Here is a 17,797-nt window from a genome sequence, read left to right on the forward strand (position 1 = left end):
GGCCCTCAGGTGAAGTCGCTCCCGCCGTCGACGTTGACGTCGGCGCCGGTCATGTAGGAGTTGCGGCGCGACGCCAGGAAGGCGACGACAGGCCCGATCTCGGTGGGCAGCCCGGCGCGGGGAAGGTGCGCCGGATGCCCGAAGTGTTCGTCGATCGCCGCCATCAGCGCGTACGGATCGCTGCCGTCGACACCGACCGAATCAGCCCAGCCCACCAGCGCGTCGGAGGCAATGCTGCCGGGCGACACCACGTTGACCAGGATCTGGTCGCGCGCCAGCGACAGGGAGAGGTTCTTCGAGACGCTCGTGACCATCGCCTTCGCAGCGGTGTAGGCCGGCAGGATCTCACTCTGGCGCTGCGTCGAGTGCGCGGAGAAGTTGACGATGCGCGCCCATTCGGCGGCGCGCAGCAAGGGCAGAGCGGCACGCACGCAACGAATCATGCCCATCGCCCCGTCCTCGACGGCGCGGCGCCAGTCGTCGTCGCCGAGTTCGTCGAAGGAGCCACGCACGCTCGGACCGACGGCGTTGACGAGAATGTTCAGCTCGCCGCCCCAGCGCCTGCTCAGTTCGGTGAATGCCGCGTCGACCTGATTCTGGTCACCGGTGTCGACGACCACGCCGACGGCATCGGGACTTCCTCGCTCACGCAGTTGCGCCGCCGCGGCGTCGAGCACCGCACGCGTGCGTCCCAGCACGGCGACCCGGGCGCCGTCCTCGGCGAAACAGTGGGCGGCCGCCAGACCCATCCCCCGGCCGCCGCCTACGACAGCGGCGGCGGCGTCCCGCAGGCCCAGGTCCATCCCGGTCCCGTCACGTACCCGTCCAGTTGGGTGTGCGCTTCTCGGCGAACGCCGTCGCGCCCTCCATCGCGTCCTTGGACGCGAAGACCGGATTGACGAGTTCGAGCTGCTTGCGCCACATCTCGTCTTCGCTCCAGCCGGCGGACTTGATCACGATCTCCTTGGTGACGGCCACCGCGAGGGGGCCGTTGACGGTGATGCGCTCGGCCAGAGCTAGTGCCCCGGCGAGAGCCTCCCCGGGCTCGGTCAGCACGTTGACAAAGCCCCACTGCGAGGCCTCCTCGGCGGTGAAACTGTCTCCGGTCAAGGCCAATTCGAGCGCCTTCTGATAGGGGATGCGCTTTTGCAGGCGCAGCAGTCCCCCGCCCGCCGCGACGAGACCGCGCTTGACCTCCGGGATGCCGAACTTCGCGTTCCTGGCGGCGACGACGAGGTCGGTCGCGAGCACGATCTCGGTACCCCCGGCGAGGGCGTAACCCTCGACCGCCGCGATGACGGGCTTACGGGGTGGCCGCTCGGTGAAACCGATGCCGCGGCCCGGGATGGCGGGCACCTCGCCTGCCATGAAGGCCTTGAGGTCCATGCCGGCACAGAAGTTGCCGCCCGCCCCGGTCACGATGGACACCGACAGCTCGGGCGAGTCGTCGAGTTCGTCCATGGCGTCGGCGAGGCCCTGGGCGACCGCGAGATTGAACGCGTTGCGCGCCTCTGGCCGGTTGATGGTGATGATCAGGACCCGCCCCTGGCGTTCTACCAGAACCTCGTCAGACACTTGCCGCCCTTCAGCTGTGGTGGGGATGCCGCCGACTAATGCTGGAAAAGCTTACTATAGGACTTACAGTAATAGAGCGAATCTGGAGATCGACGAGCGACGGTAGTCTCGTCTGCACGCCCGCGCAGCGACACGGACGCAAAGACGCAGTTCAGCCTAGCCGCTGCCGGCGGTCACAGTCACCAACCCCGTTGCCGGGGGCTGCACCTGCAGCGCGACACGATGGAGGTGCCGACAGTGGCAAAACAGGCGACAGTGGCAAAACAGGCGACCGTGGCAAAACAGGCGACAGCGGAGAAGCGTCAGCGCCGCGAACGCGGTTCCATCAATCCCGACGACATCATCAAGGGCGCCTTCGAACTGGCCGAACAGGTCGGTATCGACAACCTCAGCATGCCGTTGCTCGGCAAACACCTCGGAGTCGGTGTCACGAGCATCTACTGGTACTTCCGCAAGAAGGACGATCTTCTCAACGCGATGACCGATCGCGCCCTGCGCCAGTACGCGTTCGCGACGCCCTACGTCGAGGCCAAGGATTGGCGCGAGACGCTGGCCAACCATGCCCGGTCCATGCGGGAGACGTTCATGGGCAACCCGATCCTGTGCGACCTCATCCTGATCCGTTCCGCCCTGAGCCCCCGCGCGGCGAAGGTCGGGGTGCAGGAGGTGGAGAAGGCAATCGAAAGTCTGGTCGAGGCAGGCCTTTCCGCCGAGGACGCGTTCGACACCTACTCGGCGATGTCGGTGCATGTCCGCGGGTCGGTGGTACTTCAACGGCTCCGCGAGAAGAACCTGGCGGGCGACGGACACGGGGACATCGACGACACGATGTCGATCGACTCCGACAGCTCCCCGCTGCTGGCCGCCGTCACTCAGAAGGGCCACCACCTGAGCGCCTCGGACGACCGGAACTTCGAGTTCGGACTCGAATGCATCCTCGAGCACGCCGCGCGGCTCATCGAGCGCGACGCCAAGCCGGCCCGGAAGGCGACAGCGAAGGCCGCCCCCCGGAAGCGCTGAGTTCTCCTGCCGCCGCAGAATTCCTGCGGAGGTGACTAGACCTCGATGACGACGCCGCCACCCTGGCCGCCGCCGGCGCACATCGCGGCGACACCGATGCCACCGCCGCGGCGCTGCAGCTCATAGACCAGGGTCGTGATCATCCGGGCGCCGGACGCCGCAATCGGATGGCCCAGGCTGCACCCACTGCCCGAGAAGTTCACGAGTTCCTCGTCGATGCCGTACTCGCGCACCGCGGCGATGGGAACCGACGCGAAGGCCTCGTTGATCTCCCACAGCGCGATGTCGGACGGCTTCAGGCCCGCACGGTCGAGCACCTTGCCGATGACCCGGACGCCGCCCAGACCGGTGTCTCGGGGGTCGACGCCCACCGCGCCCCATGCCCGGACCTTGGCCATCACGGTCAACCCGTTCGCGGCCGCGTACTCGGCCTCGGCGAGCGCCACGCCCGCCGCGGCGTCGTTGGTTCCGCTGCTGTTGCCCGCGGTGATGGAGAACCCCTCGATCTCGGGGTGCAGGACCTTGAGTCCCGCCAGCTTCTCGACCGTGGTGTCACGCCGCGGGTGCTCGTCGACGCTGAAGTCGACGACCGAACCGTCGAACTGCTCGACCTTCAACGGCACGATCTCGTCGACGAACTTGCCCGCGTCGATGGCGGCGATCGCCCGCTGGTGCGAGCGCGCGGCCCAGGCATCCATGTCCTCGCGGCTGATGCCCGCGGCCTGCGCGGTGTTCCAACCGACCGTGATCGACATGTCCTTGGCGGGCGCGTCGGGGGTCTCGACGTGGGTGGGGGGCATCCAGCGCTCTTCGAACTTGAGCTCGGGGCCCGGGATACGCCAGTTGACCAGGGGGGTCATCGACAGCGACTGCACCCCGCCGGCGATCAGGACCCGCTCCATGCCGGAGCCGATCTGTGCGGACGCATTGCCGATGGCGGTGAGGCTGCCCGCGCAGTGACGGTTCACGGACTGACCGGGAACATGCTTCAGACCGGTCGCGTCGGCCGCATAGCGAGCCAGATCGCCGCCGCCGTAGTGCGACTCGGCGAAGATGATGTCGTCGATGTCGGCCGGGTCCACTCCCGAACGCCGGACGATCTCGGGCAGGACCGTGGTGATCAGCGTCTCGGGCGGGGTGTTGACCAGGGTGCCTTTGAACGAGCGGCCGATGGCCGTCCTGGCAGCACCGACGATGACGGGTGTAGGCATGCTCTTCGACCTCGGTTTCATGGCAGACGGACGTTACAAAACTAACAGATAATGTAGCGCCGGCAGTAGGTGAGGCGGGTCACTCGGCCCCGAGGTCGGGTTCGGGGACGTGAAAATGCTCGTCGCGGAGGCGGAACGCCTCCCTGGTGCCGTGCTGCGCGCGGGTCTTGACGAAGTTGAACTCACCGTCCGCGAACTGCAGGTTGGTGCCGTATGCGTGGAACAGGTAGCTCGCGACCTCCTCGCCCTGGTAGGCCTGGCTCTGCTCGACGAGTCGGAACGCCTCCTTGGCGATCACCACGCCGTCGGCGGGCATCTTCGCGGCCTTCTCCGCCCAGTACCGCGCGCGGGCCGTCACCGCCGCGGCGTCACAGGTCTCGGTGAAGACACCGAGGTGTTCGACCTCGGACGCGCGGATGATGTCGCCCGTCAGCAGGAGGCGCCGTGCCTGCACCGGCCCGAGTCGATGGAAGAACATGTGCAGGCTGCCCAGCGCAGGTCCGAGAAACCGCGTGGCGGGCATGCCGATCCTGGTGTCGCGCGCGATCACCGAGATGTCGGTCATCAAAGCCATCTCGAATCCGCCGCCCAGCGCGTAGCCGCTGATCTCGCCGACCGTGACCTTCGGGAAACCCATGAGGTTGTGATAGAAGCCGAACGCCTTGCGGTCGACGGTGAGCCGTCGGCGCTGACTCGGCCGAGATCGCGCCAACTCGCCGCCGCTGTCCGATCCGTCCCTGTCCGATGTACGCGCCGATCCGTACCAGCCGTAGGCGTTGTTCATGTCGGCGCCGGTGGAGAACACGCCCTCCGCCCCGCGCAGCAGCACCACCGTGATGTCGTCGTCCTCGGCCACCTCGTCGAGGTAGCGGCTCATCACAGTGCGCATCGACGCGTCGTAGGAGTTCCGCTGCGTCGGATTGTTGAGGGTGAGGGTCGCGATCCGGGTCTCGCGGTCCACCTCGAACAGCACACGGTCGTCGGCGGCGCTCGTCATATCGGTTCCTTCACGTGGGGATCAGTCTGGCGTCGATGGTCCGGTCGGATCCGGCGGCGAGCGTGTTGCGGCGGGCAGCGGCCAGATGGTCCTGCGCCACGCGCACAGCACGCGCGGCATCGCCGTCGGCGATCGCCTCCAGCAGGCGGTGATGGTCCCGCAGGGCGGCCCGCATCGTCGTGGGGACCATCGGATCCTCGGGGTGGTGCTCGTCGCTCCACACCGCCGATTCGTGGGAGGTCCAGATCACCTCCAGCGAGCCGATCAGCAGGATCATCGGCTCGTTGCCGCACCGGGTCACGATCTCCTCGTGGAACCTCCGGGCATTCGGGACATACCGCGACGGGGTGTCGAACTGTTCGGCCTGGGCCTCGATCGCGGCCCGCAGATGGGGCACCACCTCGGTGTCGCGGTCCTTGCGCGCAGCACACATCCCCGCGCAGATGGGTTCCAGGTGCAGCAGCGCCTCGCTGACGTCGGCCGGTGTGGCCGAACGGGTCTGCAGCACCATGCTGATCATCTGCGCGGTCCGGTCGGCCGACGGCAGGTGCACCACGGCGCCGCCGATGTTCCCCCGCCGCACCGAGATCAGACCGTCGGACTCCAGGATGTGGATCGCTTCGCGCACCGCGGGCGGGCTGACCCCGAACTCGGCGAACAACGCCTCCTGCGAGGGCAGCACGTCACCCTCCTTGAGTCGACCGGTCAGGATGTCGTCACGCAGGCGCGACGCCACGAGTTCGGCGACCCGGGGCTGACGGATCCGATGCACTGACACTGTTCCGCGGACAGCCTTTCCTTGCTAAGTTGTACAGGATAGTACTGGTAGTCCAACGGTATGGCTATCAGTATGGAAGACCAATCGCCTCCGGAAGGACGGTGCCGGGTGCGCGACGACGCGGATGCAGGCGTGGTGCGGCTCTCCAGGGACGGCGCCGTCCTGCACATCGTTCTCGACCGCCCGGGCCGACGGAACTCGTTGAGCCACAGCATGGTCGATGACCTGGTGGCGGCCCTGACCTCGGCGGCCCACGACGACACACTGCGCGCGATCCACCTCTGCGCGGCGGGCGACGACTTCTGCGCGGGGGCGGACTGGGTCGCCACCAACAGCACCGACCGCAAGCCCAGACCCGGCAATCTCAGCCGGCGGATCCCGCACACCGCCAACCGCATCATCGAGCTGGTCACCACCATCGAGCTGCCGGTCGTGTGCAGCGTCCGGGGCTGGGCGGTCGGTCTCGGCTGCAATCTGGCGCTGGCGGCCGACTTCACCGTTGCCGCAGAGGATGCCAACCTCTGGGAGCCGTTCATCGACCGCGGCTTCAGCCCGGACTCCGGCGCCACCTGGCTCCTGCCCCGCCTGGCAGGCGTGGCACGGGCCAGGCGGATGCTGCTGCTGGGCGAGAAGATCAGCGGCGCCGACGCGGCCGACTGGGGCCTGATCCACGACGCGGTACCCGCCGAGATGCTCGACGCCGGGGCCGACGCCCTGCTCGCGCGGCTGGCCTCCGGACCCACCGTCGCGATCGGCCTGGCCAAGCGGGCCATCAACTACGGGCTGCACGCCTCACTATCGGAGTCCCTGGCCCATGAGTTGTCGGCGCTTGAGTTGGCCTGCCGCACCTCAGATTTCAAAGAAGGTCTCGCCGCGTTCCGCGCCCGCCGCGCACCCGACTTCGGCGGACGATAGACGAAAGAAGGCATGTGAGTTCCCCCAGCTACGACACCATCACCTACGAGGTCGACGGCCACAAGGCCACGATCACCCTCAACCGCCCCCAGGCACTCAACGCCCTGTCCCCCCACATGGTCGCCGAACTGCGCGCCGCCTACGACGAGGCCGAGAGCGACGACGACATCTGGCTGATGATCGTCACCGGCGCCGGGCGCGCCTTCTGCACGGGCGCCGACGTCACCGAGATCCCCTCGGACGGCAAGGTGATCTACGAAAAGCCGTACCTGTCCACCTACGACCAGTGGGAGGCACCGCAGGAGGGCACTCCCCCGTTCCGCCGGATGGCCAAACCCGTCCTCGCAGCGATCAACGGAATCTGTTGCGGCGCGGGGCTGGACTGGGTCACCACCGGCGACATCGTCATCGCCTCGGACAAGGCGACCTTCTTCGATCCCCACGTCAGCATCGGGCTGGTCGCCGCGCGCGAGATGGTCCGGCTGGCCAGGGCGCTGCCGCGCTCGGTGGCACTGCGTATGGCACTGATGGGCAAACACGAACGGATGAGCGCTGAACGGGCCTACGAACTGGGCATGATCACCGAGGTCGTCGAGCACGAGAAGCTCCTCGAACGCGCGCACGAGATCGCCGACATCGTCAACTCCAATGCGCCGCTGGCGGTGCGCGGAACCCGCCTCGCCATCCACAAAACCCTGGATCTGCCGCTGCTGGAGGGTGAGATCCTCGCCGAGACGTTCCGCGAGCGCGTCGTGCGCACCGAGGACGCACACGAAGGCCCACGCGCCTTCGTCGAGAAGCGTGCCCCGAAGTGGCAGTGCCGCTGAGGAATCGATGACCTACGACACGATCGCCCTCGACCTCGACCACGAATCCCGCGTGGCCACGGTCACGCTCAACCGTCCCGAGGCACTCAACTCGTTCAACCGCGCGATGTGCCGGGAGATGCGCGACATCTGGCACGTCATCAAGGACGACGAAGACATCAACGCGGTGGTGCTGCGGGCAGCCGGCGACCGCGCCTTCAGCGCCGGGCTCGATGTGAAATCGACCTACGGCCAACCGAACATCGTCTGGAACCACGAAGATCCGGGCGAGCTGCTCAGCCCCAAGTGGCAGAAGATGTGGAAACCGGTGGTGTGCGCCGTGCAGGGCATGTGCACCGCCGGGGCGCTGTACTTCGTGAACGAGGCCGACATCGTGATCTGCTCGGACGGCGCCACCTTCTTCGACTCCCACGTCAGCGCCGGCCTGGTGTCCGCCCTCGAGCCGGTGGGCCTGATGCGGCGGGTCGGCCTGGGTGAGACACTCCGGATGGCGTTGATGGGCAACGACGAACGGGTCGGCGCGCAGACGGCGCTGCGGATCGGCCTGGTCACCGAAGTGGTCGCCGAGGACGACCTGTGGCCCCGGGCCCACGCGATCGCCACTGCCATCGCAGCCAAACCGCCCACCGCCACCCAGGGCACCGTCAAGGCGATCTGGGAATCGCTGGACAAGCCCTACCGCGCCGCCATGGACCAGGGGTTGATCTACACGCGGCTGGGCAATCCGATCGGTAAGGCCGAACTGGCGCAGCGACAGCCGCCCACCTCGGCGCCGCGGATCCGGTGATGGCCCATCCCCTCTCGCGGCGCATCGACGACGTCGTGGGCCTCGACGCCGCGGCGCCGGCGATCCAGTTCGGCGGCCAGTGGCACAGCTGGGGTCAGATCGGCGCCCTGGCCCGCCGGATCGCTGCCGTGACCGGTACCGACCAGGCCGGAATCATGCTGCGCAACACTCCTGTTCATGTCGCAGCGCTGCTCGGCGTGCTGTCCGGTGGCGGCACCGCGGTGGCGATCAACCCGGCGCGCGGGGACGACCGGGCACGGGACGACATCGCGACCCTGAACCTACCGGTGCTCATCGGCACCGGGGGCGACCTCGCCACACTGGCGGCAGACGCCCGCGCCACGACGGTCGCGATCGGGGACCTCGACGACGCCCCGCAGGTCACCCGTCGCGACGTGCGGGACGCGGCCGCCCGCCCGGGGGTGGCGGTCCGCATGCTGACCAGCGGGACCACCGGTCCCCCCAAACGTGTCGATCTGACCTACGACATGCTGGCGCGCAGCGTGATGGGCCCCGACCCCGAATCGTCGGCCGCCCCCACGCAGGTCCGCCGCGGCGTCGCCATCGTGAACTCACCGCTGGTCCACGTCGGCGGGGTGTTCCGTGTTCTGCTGTGCCTGGCCGAGGCACGCCCCTTCGTGCTGCTGCCGAAATTCGACCTGCAGCAGTGGGCCGAAGCCGTCCGCGAACACCGCCCCAGGGCGGTCTCCCTGGTCCCTGCGGCGCTGCGCACGGTCCTGCACTCGGCGCTGACCCGGGAGGACCTCGCCGGTGTGCGCGCGGTGACCTCCGGGACGGCGCCGCTGTCGGCCGACGATGCGGACGCTTTCACCGAGAAGTTCGGCGTCCCGGTGCTGACGTCCTACGCGGCCACCGAATTCGGTGGTGGCGTCGCCGGCTGGACGCTGGCCGATCATCAGAAGTACTGGCAGTGCAAGCGGGGCAGCGTCGGGCGAGCGAACCCCGGTGCCCGCCTTCGCGTCGTCGACGACGACGGTCGTCCCCTGCCCGCCGGGGAGCAGGGCCTGCTGGAGGTCATCCCCGCCCAGATGGCCGGAAGCTCGGACTGGCTGCGGACCACGGACCTCGCCTGCATCGACACCGACGGCTTCGTCTGGATCCTCGGGCGGGCCGATCAGGCCATCATCCGCGGCGGGTTCAAGGTGATGCCCGACGACGTCAGGACGGCGCTCGAAAGCCACCCCGCCGTGGCCGGCGCGGCCGTGGTGGGTGTGCCGGACCCACGCCTCGGCGAAACACCCGCTGCGCTCGTCGAATTGCGCCCGGACGCGACGACCTCGACCACCGAGTTGCTCGCCCATCTGCAGACACGGCTGGCGCGCTACGAGATCCCCACCGCGGTGGTGATCACCGACGAGATCCCCCGCACGCCGTCGGGCAAGCCCGACCTGACCGCCGTCCGCTCCCACTTCCCCCCGCCATGACGACCGCGGTGACGGCCGTCGCGCCGACACTCGGCGACATCCTGGCCACACAGCGGCGGCGTGGCGATGCGCCCCTGCTGATCTGCGACGCGCAACGCCTGTCCTACGCCGAGGCCGACACCCGATCGGCGGCGTTGGCTCAACGCCTCGTCGGGCTGGGCGTCGGCAAGGGCGTGCACGTCGGTGTGCTGTTTCCCAATGGCCCGCAGTTCGTGACCGCCGCACTGGCCGCCGCCAGGATCGGGGCGGTGGTGGTCCCGTTCTCCACCTTCAGCACACCGCCGGAGTTGCGCCGGCAGCTGGCCGACAGCGACGTCCGCGTCCTGCTCGCCGCGCGGAGCTTCCGCGGTCGCGACTACGTGCCGGATCTGACCGCCGCGATCGGCGTCCCCCTCACCGGTGCAGATCCGCTGTACAGCACCGACACCCCGGTACTGCGCCACGTCCTCGTCGATCCGGACGACACCGCCGCCTCCTCCGACGAGCCGTTGTGGACCGCGTTGCAGGACGACGTCGCCGGCTCGGATGTGTTGGCCGTCATCTACACCTCGGGTTCGACGAGCGCGCCCAAGGGCGTGGTTCACACGCACGCCTCGCTGCTGCGGCATCAACGCAATCTCAACGCAATACGGCACTTCACCGAGGCCGACCGGCTGTTCTGCAACTCGCCGTTCTTCTGGATCGGCGGCTTCGCGTTCGCGCTGCTCGCCACGCTCGTGGCCGGGGCGACCCTCATCTGCTCGAACGCCACCGACGCCGCGGAGACGCTCGACCTGATCGAAACCGAGAAACCCACCGTCACCAACGGATTCGTCGCCGGGATCGCCCACCTGGCCCGCCACCACAGCATCGGCGGCCGCGCTCTGTCGGCCCGCCGCGGCAACCTCTACCCGATCATGGCCCCCGACGTCCGCCCGAGCGACCCCCAGCTGCGGCACAACATGCTCGGCATGACAGAAGCCGGCGGTGTCCTCCTGCTCAGCGGTGACGAATCCGACCAGCCGGAGTCCCGCAGGGGGTCCTACGGATTCCTCGCCCCGGAGTTCGAGGCACGCATCGTGGGCCCCGAGGGTGGCTCCGTCGGAGAACTGCACGTGCGTGGGCCGTTGCTGATGCAGGGCTACTACGGCCGCAGCCGAGAGGAGACCTTCGACGCCGACGGCTGGTTCCCCACCGGTGACATCGTGCGTCGCGACCCCGACGGCGTCTTCTATTACCTCGGGCGGTCCGGCGCGATGATCAAGACCGCGGGCGCCAACGTCGCCCCTGCGGAGGTCGAAAGACCTCTCACCGAGGCACTCTCGATCATCGACTCCAGCGTCGCGGTGCACGTGGTGGGCCTCGACGATGCCGACCGCGGGCAGATCGTCGGCGCGGTCATCGCCACCGATGACGGCACCACCTTCGACCACGACACCGTCGTAGCGGCGCTGCGCTCCGAGGTCTCGGCCTACAAGGTGCCGCGCCGGGTGATCGCCGTCAGGCACCGTGACATCCCCGTACTCTCCTCGGGGAAAGTCGATCCGGCCGCACTGCGGAGGCTTTTCGATGAGTGACACCATCGACGGACTGCTCCGCGCCCGATCAGCGCTGCAGGGCGGGAAGGAAGCTGTCGTCGACCCGGACGAGCGGATCACCTACGGCGACCTCGACGCCGCCACAGCGGATCTGGGAGCGGCGATGATCGCGGCCGGGATCGGCAAGGGCACCCGGGTCGGTCTGCTGATGCCCAACGGGGTGTCGTGGGCGACGATCGCGCTGGCCGCGATGCGCGTCGGCGCGATCCTCGTCCCACTCAGCACACTGCTGTCGCCGCCCGAACTCGCCGCGCAACTACACACCGCCTCGGTCCAGCACCTGATCGCTGTGGAGGAGTTCCGGGGCCGCCACTTCTCCGACGGCCTCGAGCCGAGGCCGCCCGCGCTGCGCACGGTGCGGACCCCCGCTGAGATGCTTGCGCTCCCCACCGCTTCGTCGACTGCCGCAGTCGGTGCGGCGATGGCCCGCGGCGTCCGGCCCGCCGACCCGATGGCGATCGTATTCACCTCGGGCAGCAGCGGTCCCCCCAAGGGCGTCCTGCATTCGCACGGCAGCGCGATCGGTGCCGTCGCGTCCGGCCTCGCCGCCCGCTGCATCGGAAGCGACACGAGGCTGTACCTGCCGATGCCGTTCTTCTGGGTCGGCGGCCTCGCGGGCGGCCTGCTGTCCGCCCTGGTCGCCGGGGCCACCCTGGTCACCGAGCCTGCACCGCAGCCCGATTCGACGCTGCGCCTCCTCGCCGCGGAGCGCGTGACCCTGTTCCGGGGATGGCCCGATCAGGCCGAGGCCCTGGCCCGGCACCTCGACAGCTCCGGCGTCGATCTGTCGCACCTGCAGCCCGGCAGCCTGGAGGCGCTCCTCCCGTCGCGGTTGCGGTCCCGTCCGGGAGCCCGCGCCCGGTTGTTCGGCATGACGGAGTCCTTCGGTCCGTACAGCGGCTATCCCGCCGACACCGACATGCCCCAAGACGCCTGGGGCAGTTGCGGAAAGCCGTTCGACGGAACGCAGGTCCGCATCGTCGATCCCGACAGCGGCGAGGAGCTACCGGCGGGTGAGGTCGGCATGATCCAGCTCCGGGGTCCGCACACGCTGCGGGGGATCTGCGGTCGCACCCGCGACGAGGTGTTCACCGCCGACGGCTACTACCCGACGGGCGACCTCGGACACCTGTCCCCGCAGGGTTTCCCGTTCTACCACGGACGCTGCGACGACATGTTCAAGGTCAACGGCGCCACCGTGTATCCCGCCGAGGTGGAACGGGCGCTGCGCACCCTGCCCGGCGTGCGGGCCGCCTATGCCACCAATGTTCCTGACGGCCAGGGCAACCGTGTCGGCGCGGCCGTCGTCTGCGACGGGCCGCTCGACGGCGCCGACGTAGTCGACCAGCTACGTTCGGCGGCACGCACCGTGCTCAGCAGTTTCAAGGTGCCGACGCGCTGGGCACTTCTCGCCGACGACCGGGCCGTTCCGCGGGGCGGCACAGGGAAGGTCGACGTGGTGGGCCTGCGGGCTCTCATCGACCGCGCCTGAGCACAGCTCACACCACATTGCGCTCGCGCAGGGCGGCGACCTGTTCGTCGGTGTAGCCGATCTCACCGAGGATCTCCGCGGTGTGCTCCCCGAGCAGGGGGGCGCGGCGCCGGATCTGCCCGGGGGTCGCCGACAGCCGGAACGGCGTGTCGAGGATGGGCACGTCGTGCGCCGCCCCGGGGAACGGCACCCGTTTCAGATACCCCATCGCCGCCACATGGGGGTCGTCGAGCACATCCTGGGTGGAATGCATCGGCGCCGCAGGGAGTTTGGCCCGCTCCAGGAGTTGCAGTACCTCGGCTTTGGTCCTCCCGGCGCACCACCGCGCCATGATGTCGTTGAGGATGTCGCCGTGGCGCCATCGCGAGTCGTCGTCGGCGAACCTCGCATCGTCGAGCAATTCCGGCCTGCCGACCAGCCTGCACCAGCGCGCGAACATCGACGGACCCGCGATCTGCAGGAGCACCCAGCCGTCGTCCGACGTCCGGTACAGGTCGCACGGCGCCACCGACGCCCCCTGGTTGCCCATCCGAGGTTTGTCGATCCCGAGCAGGTCGCGCTCGATGAGAAAGGCGTTCGACAGCATCATCGCCGTGGGAAGCAAGGCCCCCTCGACGTGTTGTCCCCGCCCGGTGCGGTCGCGATGGAACAGCGCCATCATGACCCCGATCGTCAACGTCAACGCGGTGCCGAAGTCGGCGTACGGCACCACGGTTCGGATCGGCTGGTCGGGCAGCCCCTGCCGGTACACCGCGCCCGACATGACCTGACCGGCGCCGTCGAATCCGATCCGCTCGCTGTACGGGCCCCCTTCGCCGTAGGCCGTGGCGCTGGCGAGGATGACGTCCGGCTTGACGGCGCGCAGCGTGTCGTAGTCCAGACCGCTGGAGCGCATCCCGGCAGCGGGCATGTTGGCCACGACGATGTCGGCCCCCGCCACCAGCTTGCGGGTGATCTCGCGGCCCTCTTCGGTGGTGGTGTCGAGCGTGAGTGAGCGCTTGTTGCGGTTGCACTGCAGGAAGGTTCCGCCTTCACCGCCTTCGGTGACCGACTGGACCCAGCGATCCTCACCGCCCTCGCGCTTCTCGACCCGGATCACGTCGGCGCCCATGTCCGCCAGCAGCGCCGAACACCAGGGCGCGGCGATGAAACGTCCGTAGTCCAGGACGCGGATGCCGTCGAGGACGGCGGCGCCGCCGGCAGATTCCGCACCCACGCTCATGAACCGCCTCCGCCGAGCTGCTGACTGTAAGCGTTACGGTAACACCGTCGTCAGCCGATGACGCCACGCTGGGTGAGGTGGTCGATCAACGGCCCGGCGGCGGCGCACAGGTGCGCCGACATCGCGGCGCGGGCACCTTCGGCGTCGCGCTCCCGCAGCGCGGCCAGAAGGAGCCGGTGGTCCCGCATGGAGTGCGCCGGCCAACCTTCGACGGTCGGATAGACCGACTCCAGGGCGAATCGGGTGATCTGCCCCATCAACTGAGCCAGCCTCGGCGACCCGGCCGCGACGTTCACCCCACGGTGGAACTCGTGGTTCAGCCGTACCGCGGCCTCGTGATCGTCGGCGCGGTAGGCGACTTCGAGCCTGTCCTGGATGCGGTTGAGATCGCGCAACTGCTCATCGCTGATGTGCTCGGCGGCGCGGCTGGCGAGCACCCCGCCGATGTGGGCCTGAACGTCCGAGACGTCGGCGATGTCGCGCCGGGTGATCGGCAGGACGACGAAACCGCGCCTGGGCAACTGGGTGAGCAATCCTTCGGCACGCAGCCCGAAGAGTGCCTCCCGGACCGGGGTGACGCTGATTCCGAGTTCGTCGGCCAGCTGTTCGAGCCGGATGTACTGTCCGGCCGGATAGGTGCCCTCGAAGATGCGCCGCCGCACGAACCGGGCTACGTCCTCGGCGAGCTGCGGCCGCGCCGCGAATTCAGGGATGCTCATCGGCTAGACCCGGTAGTCCGCCAGCAACCGCTTGCTGATGATGTTCTTCTGGATCTCGCTGGTGCCCTCGCCGATGAGCAGGAACGGCGCGTCGCGCATCAGCCGCTCGATCTCGTACTCCTTGGAATAGCCGTAGCCACCGTGGATCCGGAAGCTCTGCTGGGTGACCTCGGCGCACACCTCGCTCGCGAAGTACTTGGCCATACCCGCGGCCACGTCGTTGCGGTCCCCGGAGTCCTTGAGCCGGGCGGCATTGACCATCATCAGGTGCGCCGCCTCGACTTTGGTCGCCATCTCGGCCAACTGGAATGCGATGGCCTGGTGCTCGGCGATCGGCTTGCCGAAGGTGCTGCGCTGCTGGGCATAGCGGACCGCGAGCTCGAATGCCCGCACCCCGACGCCACAGGCCCGCGCCGACACGTTGACCCGCCCCACCTCGACGCCGTCCATCATTTGGAAGAAACCCTGACCCGGCGCCTCACCCAGGATGTCCGTGGCGTCGGCCCGGTATCCGTCGAAGATCAGCTCGGTCGTGTCGATACCTTTGTAGCCGAGCTTGTCCAGCTTCCCCGGGATGGTGAGCCCGGGCGCGACTTCGCCGAAGCCCGTGGGCTTTTCGACCAGGAACGCCGTCAGGTTCCGGTGTGGCTTCTCGGCGCCCTCGTCGGTGCGGACCAGGGCGGCGACCAGGGTCGAACTCCCGCCGTTGGTCAGCCACATCTTCTGGCCGTCGATGGTGTAGGTGCCGTCGCCGTTGTTCCTGGCACGCGTCCGGATCGCCGCGACATCGGAACCCAGTTCGGGCTCGGACATTGAGAATGCGCCGCGGGTCTCCCCGGTGGCCATCCGCGGGAGGTAGGACGCCTTCTGGGCCGCGGTGCCGTGCTGGCGGATCATGTAGGCGACGATGAAGTGAGTGTTGATCACCCCCGACACGCTCATCCATCCGCGGGCGAGTTCCTCGACGCACAGGGCGTACGTCAGCAGCGACTCCCCCAGCCCGCCGTACTCCTCGGGGATCATCAGCCCGAACAACCCCATCTCGCGCATGGCGTCGACGATCGCCTGCGGATAGGCGTCGGCATGCTCCAGCTCCTGGGCGGCCGGGATGACCTCCCTGTCCACGAATTGCCGCACCGTGGAGACGATCTCGGTCTGGAACTCCGTCAGCCCGAGAGTCTGGGCGAGCCTGGTCACTGCGCCACCCTCTCGAACACCGCGGCCAGCCCCTGGCCGCCGCCGATGCACATCGTCTCCAGGCCGTACCTGCCGTCACGGCGGGTCAGTTCGCGCGCCAGCGTGGCAAGCATCCGCCCGCCGGTCGCGCCGACAGGATGACCCAGCGATATCCCGGAACCGTGCACGTTGGTGCGCTCCAGATCCGCATCGGTGAACTTCCATTCGCGCAGACAGGCCAAGGCCTGCGCGGCGAACGCCTCGTTGAGCTCGATCAGGTCCATGTCGGCCAGCGTCAGCCCGGCCTTGGCAAGGGCGCGCTCGGTGGCGGGCACCGGCCCGATTCCCATCACCTTGGGGGCCACCCCGGCGACACCCCACGACACGATGCGCACCAGCGGCCGCAATCCGAGTTCGGCGGCCTTCTCCGGCGTGGTGACCAGACACATCGCGGCGGCGTCATTCTGGCCGCTGGAATTGCCCGCCGTCACCGTGGCCTCCGAGTCCTGCTTGCCGAGAACGGGAGTGAGCTTGGCCAGCGCCTCGACCGACGTGTCGGCGCGCGGATGCTCGTCGGTGTCGACGACCTCCTCGCCCGACCGGCTGGACACCGTCACCGGAATGATGGTCTCGGCGAGCAGCCCCGCGGTCTGCGCGTCGACCGCGCGCCGGTGGGACCGCACCGCGAGCTCGTCCTGTTCCTCACGCGGGATGCGGTATTCGCGGCGCAGGTTCTCCGCGGTCTCCAGCATTCCTCCGGGCACCGGGTGGTGCTTGCCGCCTGCGGTGGTTCGGCCCCGTGTGAGCGCATCGTGCACGGTGATGCCCCCGCGCGCCCCGCCCCAGCGCATGTCGGTGGAGTGGAACACCACGTTGCTCATGGACTCGGCACCGCCCGCGACCACCAGATCGTTGTCACCGCCGGCGACCTGCATCGCCGCCTGCACGACCGCCTGGAGACCCGAACCGCACCGGCGGTCGATCTGCATGCCGGGCACCGTCACCGGCAGCCCGGCGTCGAGCGCGATCACCCGACCGATGGCGGGCGCCTCCGTGCTGGGGTAGCAGTGCCCGACGATCACATCCTCGACGGCCTCCGGTGCCACACCGGTGCGGGCCAACAACCCCTGCAGCGCGACGACGCCCAGCTCGACCGCGGTCAGCGACCGGAACATGCCGTTGTAGCGGCCGATCGGGGTCCGCACCGGTTCGCAGATGACCGCCTCGCGCGTCACAGGTGCCGTCCGCCGGTGACCTCCAGGACGGTGCCCGTCATGTACGACGACAGGTCCGAGGCGAGGAACAGGGCCACGTTCGCGACCTCCTCGGGCTCCCCTGCGCGCCCCATGGGGACCTCGGCCACCTTCGAATCCCAGATCCGTTGCGGCATGGCCTCGGTCATCGCCGACCGGATCAGCCCGGGCTGGATCGCGTTGACCCTCACGCCGAGGTAGGCGAGTTCCTTGGAGGCCGCCTTGGTCATGCCCACGATGCCGGCCTTGGCCGCCGAGTAGTTGGTCTGCCCGACCATGCCGACCTTGCCCGAGATCGACGACATGTTGACGATCGCGCCGCGCTTGTTCTCTCGCATGATCGCTGCGGCGGCCCGCAGACCGTTCCAGGTGCCCTTCAGGTGGACCGCGATCACCTGATCGAACTGGTCCTCGGTCATCTTGCGCATCGTGGCGTCGCGGGTGATGCCGGCGTTGTTGATCATGATGTCGAGACCGCCGTACGTCTCCACGGCCGCCGCGACCAGCGCCTCGACCTCGCCGGAATCGGTGACGTCGCAACGGAAGGCACGCGCCACCTCGGCCCCACCGAGGGTGTCGGCAGCCTCCTGCGTCGCGTCGATGTTGACGTCCCCGAGCACCACGCGGGCGCCCTCCGCAACGAACCGTTGCGCGATGGCGAAGCCCAGCCCCTGAGCCCCTCCGGTGACCACAGCGGTCCGACCTGTCAGCAATGACACCTGTTCACCCATCCTCACGCCAGTAGGAACCCTCATCGGGATCGTCATCGTATTTCATATACGATATTGGCCGATCGCCGGCCT

17 protein-coding genes are annotated in these 17,797 nt (G+C 68.8%); 7 read left to right on the forward strand and 10 right to left on the reverse strand.

Translation table 11 applies throughout. From position 1 onward, the window contains the following. Positions 1 to 5: 5 nt before the first annotated feature. Positions 6 to 803, reverse strand: a complete 798-nt coding sequence (locus tag FHR72_RS15300; protein ID WP_183469462.1) for an SDR family NAD(P)-dependent oxidoreductase — start codon at positions 801 to 803, stop codon at positions 6 to 8. Positions 804 to 813: 10 nt separating this feature from the next. After that, positions 814 to 1,575, reverse strand: coding sequence for a crotonase/enoyl-CoA hydratase family protein (locus FHR72_RS15305; protein WP_183469464.1), 762 nt, complete (start codon positions 1,573 to 1,575; stop codon positions 814 to 816). Positions 1,576 to 1,848: 273 nt separating this feature from the next. Here FHR72_RS15305 and FHR72_RS15310 point away from each other — a divergent pair, with 273 nt between their 5' ends. Beyond that, the gene (locus FHR72_RS15310) at positions 1,849 to 2,595 is read left to right on the forward strand and encodes a TetR/AcrR family transcriptional regulator (protein ID WP_183469466.1); all 747 of its coding nucleotides are present in this window, start codon (positions 1,849 to 1,851) and stop codon (positions 2,593 to 2,595) included. Between the two features lie 35 nt (positions 2,596 to 2,630). Here FHR72_RS15310 and FHR72_RS15315 read toward each other — a convergent pair whose 3' ends face one another. The 3 genes from FHR72_RS15315 to FHR72_RS15325 form a co-directional block, all read right to left on the reverse strand. Beyond that, positions 2,631 to 3,806: a thiolase family protein gene (locus FHR72_RS15315; RefSeq protein WP_183469468.1), complete on the reverse strand. Its 1,176-nt coding sequence runs from the start codon at positions 3,804 to 3,806 to the stop codon at positions 2,631 to 2,633. 79 nt (positions 3,807 to 3,885) lie between these two features. Then, positions 3,886 to 4,803: an enoyl-CoA hydratase/isomerase family protein gene (locus FHR72_RS15320; RefSeq protein ID WP_183469470.1), complete on the reverse strand. Its 918-nt coding sequence runs from the start codon at positions 4,801 to 4,803 to the stop codon at positions 3,886 to 3,888. Positions 4,804 to 4,813: 10 nt separating this feature from the next. Then, complete coding sequence (locus tag FHR72_RS15325) at positions 4,814 to 5,581, reverse strand: FadR/GntR family transcriptional regulator (protein WP_183469472.1); 768 nt, start codon at positions 5,579 to 5,581, stop codon at positions 4,814 to 4,816. 108 nt (positions 5,582 to 5,689) lie between these two features. On the opposite strand from FHR72_RS15325, the gene FHR72_RS15330 reads away from it, so the two are divergent. The 6 genes from FHR72_RS15330 to FHR72_RS15355 are packed head-to-tail and all read left to right on the forward strand — an operon-like array spanning position 5,690 to position 12,624. Beyond that, complete coding sequence (locus tag FHR72_RS15330; protein WP_311736149.1) at positions 5,690 to 6,496, forward strand: enoyl-CoA hydratase/isomerase family protein; 807 nt, start codon at positions 5,690 to 5,692, stop codon at positions 6,494 to 6,496. Positions 6,497 to 6,510: 14 nt separating this feature from the next. Beyond that, the gene (locus FHR72_RS15335; protein WP_183469476.1) at positions 6,511 to 7,323 is read left to right on the forward strand and encodes an enoyl-CoA hydratase/isomerase family protein; all 813 of its coding nucleotides are present in this window, start codon (positions 6,511 to 6,513) and stop codon (positions 7,321 to 7,323) included. Positions 7,324 to 7,330: 7 nt separating this feature from the next. Continuing rightward, positions 7,331 to 8,110 (forward strand): enoyl-CoA hydratase/isomerase family protein, encoded by a 780-nt coding sequence (locus tag FHR72_RS15340; protein ID WP_183469478.1) that lies wholly within the window; start codon positions 7,331 to 7,333, stop codon positions 8,108 to 8,110. Then, positions 8,110 to 9,555 carry a class I adenylate-forming enzyme family protein gene (locus tag FHR72_RS15345; RefSeq protein WP_183469480.1) on the forward strand — a complete coding sequence of 482 codons (1,446 nt, stop codon included), beginning with the start codon at positions 8,110 to 8,112 and terminating at the stop codon, positions 9,553 to 9,555. Before FHR72_RS15340 ends, FHR72_RS15345 begins: the two co-directional genes overlap by 1 nt. Further along, complete coding sequence (locus tag FHR72_RS15350) at positions 9,552 to 11,111, forward strand: class I adenylate-forming enzyme family protein (protein WP_183469482.1); 1,560 nt, start codon at positions 9,552 to 9,554, stop codon at positions 11,109 to 11,111. The genes FHR72_RS15345 and FHR72_RS15350 overlap by 4 nt, the downstream gene beginning before the upstream one ends. Then, complete coding sequence (locus FHR72_RS15355) at positions 11,104 to 12,624, forward strand: class I adenylate-forming enzyme family protein (protein ID WP_183469484.1); 1,521 nt, start codon at positions 11,104 to 11,106, stop codon at positions 12,622 to 12,624. Before FHR72_RS15350 ends, FHR72_RS15355 begins: the two co-directional genes overlap by 8 nt. Positions 12,625 to 12,631: 7 nt before the next feature. On the opposite strand, the gene FHR72_RS15360 is transcribed toward FHR72_RS15355, so the two are convergent. The 5 genes from FHR72_RS15360 to fabG are packed head-to-tail and all read right to left on the reverse strand — an operon-like array spanning position 12,632 to position 17,725. Then, the gene (locus tag FHR72_RS15360; protein ID WP_183469486.1) at positions 12,632 to 13,846 is read right to left on the reverse strand and encodes a CaiB/BaiF CoA transferase family protein; all 1,215 of its coding nucleotides are present in this window, start codon (positions 13,844 to 13,846) and stop codon (positions 12,632 to 12,634) included. 50 nt (positions 13,847 to 13,896) lie between these two features. Continuing rightward, the gene (locus FHR72_RS15365) at positions 13,897 to 14,565 is read right to left on the reverse strand and encodes a GntR family transcriptional regulator (protein ID WP_183469488.1); all 669 of its coding nucleotides are present in this window, start codon (positions 14,563 to 14,565) and stop codon (positions 13,897 to 13,899) included. Positions 14,566 to 14,568: 3 nt separating this feature from the next. Next, positions 14,569 to 15,762: an acyl-CoA dehydrogenase family protein gene (locus FHR72_RS15370; protein ID WP_183469490.1), complete on the reverse strand. Its 1,194-nt coding sequence runs from the start codon at positions 15,760 to 15,762 to the stop codon at positions 14,569 to 14,571. Then, a complete protein-coding gene (locus FHR72_RS15375; protein WP_183469492.1) occupies positions 15,759 to 16,976 on the reverse strand; it encodes an acetyl-CoA C-acetyltransferase in 1,218 nt (405 codons plus the stop codon). Before FHR72_RS15375 ends, FHR72_RS15370 begins: the two co-directional genes overlap by 4 nt. Beyond that, positions 16,973 to 17,725, reverse strand: coding sequence for a 3-oxoacyl-ACP reductase FabG (gene fabG, locus FHR72_RS15380; protein ID WP_183469494.1), 753 nt, complete (start codon positions 17,723 to 17,725; stop codon positions 16,973 to 16,975). The genes FHR72_RS15375 and fabG overlap by 4 nt, the downstream gene beginning before the upstream one ends. Positions 17,726 to 17,797: the final 72 nt, after the last annotated feature.

Origin of the sequence: Mycolicibacterium iranicum, assembly GCF_014190915.1 — a bacterium.
Classification (GTDB): domain Bacteria; phylum Actinomycetota; class Actinomycetes; order Mycobacteriales; family Mycobacteriaceae; genus Mycobacterium; species Mycobacterium iranicum_B.

Excerpts from the sequence above, each read along its gene's own strand:
- FHR72_RS15300 (WP_183469462.1), bottom strand. The coding sequence starts at position 803 with ATGGACCTGGGCCTGCGGGACGCCGCCGCCGCTGTCGTAGGCGGCGGC.
- FHR72_RS15315 (WP_183469468.1), bottom strand. The coding sequence starts at position 3,806 with ATGCCTACACCCGTCATCGTCGGTGCTGCCAGGACGGCCATCGGCCGC.
- FHR72_RS15320 (WP_183469470.1), bottom strand. The coding sequence starts at position 4,803 with ATGACGAGCGCCGCCGACGACCGTGTGCTGTTCGAGGTGGACCGCGAG.
- FHR72_RS15340 (WP_183469478.1), top strand. The coding sequence starts at position 7,331 with ATGACCTACGACACGATCGCCCTCGACCTCGACCACGAATCCCGCGTG.
- FHR72_RS15345 (WP_183469480.1), top strand. The coding sequence starts at position 8,110 with ATGGCCCATCCCCTCTCGCGGCGCATCGACGACGTCGTGGGCCTCGAC.
- FHR72_RS15350 (WP_183469482.1), top strand. The coding sequence starts at position 9,552 with ATGACGACCGCGGTGACGGCCGTCGCGCCGACACTCGGCGACATCCTG.
- FHR72_RS15355 (WP_183469484.1), top strand. The coding sequence starts at position 11,104 with ATGAGTGACACCATCGACGGACTGCTCCGCGCCCGATCAGCGCTGCAG.
- FHR72_RS15360 (WP_183469486.1), bottom strand. The coding sequence starts at position 13,846 with ATGAGCGTGGGTGCGGAATCTGCCGGCGGCGCCGCCGTCCTCGACGGC.
- FHR72_RS15365 (WP_183469488.1), bottom strand. The coding sequence starts at position 14,565 with ATGAGCATCCCTGAATTCGCGGCGCGGCCGCAGCTCGCCGAGGACGTA.
- fabG (WP_183469494.1), bottom strand. The coding sequence starts at position 17,725 with ATGGGTGAACAGGTGTCATTGCTGACAGGTCGGACCGCTGTGGTCACC.